This is a genomic window from uncultured Rothia sp. (assembly GCF_937976295.1).
Lineage (GTDB): Bacteria > Actinomycetota > Actinomycetes > Actinomycetales > Micrococcaceae > Rothia.
In genome coordinates this window covers 1-3,494 of sequence record NZ_CALJRY010000169.1, presented here as the reverse complement: position 1 = coordinate 3,494, position 3,494 = coordinate 1, and the positions used below count along the sequence as shown (strand labels likewise).

General features: G+C 56.4%; 2 protein-coding genes. Both read left to right on the top strand.

Annotation, left to right across the window (positions count from 1 at the left end; translation table 11 throughout):
• Window positions 1-1,811, top strand: a 1,811-nt coding sequence (locus Q0216_RS04650) for a fibrinogen (protein WP_298593306.1), incomplete at its 5' end; no start/stop codon positions are given.
• A gap of 527 nt (window positions 1,812-2,338) precedes the next feature.
• Window positions 2,339-3,494: fibrinogen-like YCDxxxxGGGW domain-containing protein (locus tag Q0216_RS04645; protein ID WP_298593304.1), on the top strand; the 1,156-nt coding region annotated here is incomplete at its 3' end.

The window sequence follows — 3,494 nt, the reverse complement described above, 5'->3', positions numbered from 1 at the left end:
AGCAGTGGACCTGGGCGATGAGCTACGGTCAGCGTTGGGGCACCGTGAAGTTCACCGGTGCCGGCATCAACCGCACCGCTCGTATGGGTGGTTCCCCTTCGGAGATGGCTCCGGGTATTACCACCAGCTCTGTTCGTTTCTTTGCGAACCCGAACCAGGGCTACCAGATTGGTTTTGCGTACGGTTCTCTGGTGAACTTCGGTAATGAGAATTCGGATTCGTACATTTACCACAAGCGCGGTTCCGCTGGTTACTCTATCCCCTTCACCCAGGTGTTCCTGCGCCCGAAGCTGACTCAGCGTGACTTGAACTTCTCGCAGATTGGTTCTGGCTCTGCCGCCAGCAACCGTCGTGCTCTGCCCAATAGCTACACGATGCCCGTTCGCTGGCGCACCAGTGAGCAGACTGGCACCGGCAAGAAGAACGAGATGAACACCTACGTTCAGGCTATTACTCAGGTGGGCGACACCGTCTTCACCGGTGGCGACTTCAAGTATGTGGAGTCGGCTGGCGGCGAGCGCGTGGACCAGTCGTACCTGGCTGGCTACAACGTGGATTCGGGCGAGCTGGTTCGTTCCTTCCGCCCGACCTTCAACGGCCAGATTAAGGCTCTTGAGGCTCTGCCGAATAATCGCCTGGCGGTTGGTGGCGAGTTCACCGAGGTGAATGGCGAGAAGGTTAACCACTTTGTCATTCTGGACGCGACCACCGGTCAGATTGATCGCACGTGGGATGTTCAGGTTCAGCGCCGCAATGGCGATGCCGCCCAGGTGAAGACCCTACTGGTTCAGGACGGTTACCTCTACATTGGCGGTAACTTCACCCACGTTAAGGGCAATACTTCTTCTGCTTACGCGTATGCACGCGGTGCGGCTCGTATTAAGCTCTCGAACGGTGCGGTGGATTGGAACTGGCGCCCGAACTTCAACGGCACGGTCAACGGTATTACCGCTGCGTCCGATAATTCCACTGTTCACGCTGCCGGTTACTTCACTGAGCTGAATAACCAGCGTGCGTTCCGTCTGGCTGCTTTGAATGGTTCTAACGCTTCGAACATTAAGTGGGAGTGGGAGCCGTCATTGAAGCTGAACATTACTGACCGTATTGTGTACGCGTTCCAGTTCGATGTTCAGGATGCTGGCTCGACCGTGTGGACTGGCGGTGCTGACCATCTGATTGCGAACTACTCGAAGAATGGCTACGGCCGTATTTCGTCGTCGATTTCTAAGTACGGTGGCGACTGGCAGGATCTGCACCTGAGCGGTAACACCATTTACGGTGCGTGCCACTGCGGCGACGTGCTCTTTGAGGGCTCTACCGGTTACCACACCTATTGGAAGGAATCGAAGGCGGTTCACCGTATGCGCCTGGTCGCAGCGTTCGATAAGGACAGCGGCGAGGTTATCGGCGAGTTCAGCCCGGTTCTGAAGGGCGCTAGCGGCTACGGCGTGTGGGAGTCCTTCGTGGATTCACGCGGCAACCTGTGGGTTGGTGGCGACATTAACCGTTCGCTGGGTGCTAATGGTGAGCAGCGCACTGTCGGTTTTGCTCGCTTTGCTCCTCGCGATGTGACCGCCCCCTCGACTCCGTCGAACCTGTCGGTTCAGCGTGATGGTTCAGTGGATAAGCTGTCCTGGTCTGGCGTTCGTGAGAGCGGTGCTCGCTACCAGGTGCTGCGTGATGACCGTGTGATTGCTACGGTCTCGGGTACCAGCTACGAGGTTGAGCACACCGATGGCGCTCGCTACTACGTGCGTTCCATCGATGCGTCTGAGAATTTCTCGGCTTCTACGGGAGCTGCTCAGGCTTAGGTCAGGTTGTTGATCTAGTTTCTTTGAGTCGCCGCCTGATGTGGGCTCTGCAGGGTTTGCGGGGTTCGGATCAGGCGGCGGCACACCCGGGGTGTATACCCCCTAGAATTTTGGTTTGGTCCGAGTTGCCCAGTTTGCTATCGCTACGCCTCCGTGGCGGCTATGATGGGTTGGGATTCATTGCGTCGGATGGGTTGCTTCCGTCCTTCCGATGATGGACTGAATCTTTAGTCTGTGGTGTTTCTTCACTGTTGGTACGACGGGGAAACTTCACAGGTTTTTAGCGTTCCGCTTCTTACGGGTGCGTTGCCATTGTTGGCTTCGTGCGTGAGGTTTCGGGGCGTATTCATTCAATTTCCGATAACCACACTCACTGATTCCGGCAGCAGACTCTCTGTTAGTGCAGTTCATAATGCTTCTTCCCTCCCCGATGCATGGTTACTATGCTGTGCCCTGTGTTGGGTGGGTGTTGCTGTGTGAATTGCATTTTTCTGTTGTGTACCGGTTGAGGTCTCTAGGAGAGACAAATGAATTTTCTTCCGTTCACGCGTGGAGGGCGTTCGCAGGGCGTTGCTTCCTCCGCTTCTGAGGGCTCTCGCGTAGGCTCTCGTTCTGGGTCCCGCGCTTTGGGTGCGGCGGCTGCTTCTTTTGCGATGGTTGCGGCGTCTTTGGGTCCGATTGCTTCGGGCGCTCAGGCTGCTGACGCACGCTATTATGACGGTTCGTCGAGCGAGCGCGCTGCGGCGAGCTGCTGGGAGGCTAAGCAGAATAATCCGCGTGGCAAGAGCGGCGCGTACTGGCTGTACACCCCCGCGATGAGTGCTCCCGAGCAGTTCTATTGCGATCAGGAAACTGATGGTGGCGGCTGGGTTATGATTGGCCGCGGTCGTGAGAGCTGGACTGAGAACTACTACGGTCGTGGTAGTGCTGATCAGCTGTATAAGAACCCGACCGGTTTTGATGCGGTGCAGCTCTCCGGCGTGACCGTGAATGCGCTACTGAACGGTACCCGTCCGCAGGATTTGCCGGACGGCGTGCGTTTCCATCGCGCAATGAACGTTGAGGGCACTACCTGGCAGGATTTTAAGGCTCACCGTGATTCCAGTACCGAATGGACTTGGACTTTGCGTTCGAAGATGTTCTGGTCAAATATTTCGGTCAAGAACACCTGGCAGTACAGTAACCGTTATGACTATGCCAACCGTGGTCAGGTGGCTGGCAACATCTTCACCCATGATTCTGATGATTTCCGTTCTCTGAACTTCGAAGAGAAGGCATCGCAGGGCTACAAATTGGGCTTCACCTACGGTCGAAACGCCCGGATTACATGGTGGGCTGAGACCTACCTGATGAACCGACCTTCGGCGTATATTTACCGCCCGGCGAATGATTCGACCACTCCCCTGGTGTTTACTCAGATGTTCTTGCGTCCGAAGGTGACTCAGAACGATTTGGCGGCTAAGGGTCTGCATGCTTATGGCCCGCAGGGTGCTGCTGCAAGTAACCGCCGCGCACTACCCAATAGCTACTCTGAGAAGTGGAAGTGGCGTACCAGCGCTGATACCGGTACCGGTAAGAACGGCGAGATGAACACCCAGGTTGAGGCTATCACCGAGGTGGGTGGCGCTGTCTTTACCGGTGGCGATTTCGCGTACGTTGAGTCGGCAAGCGGCGAGAAGGTTG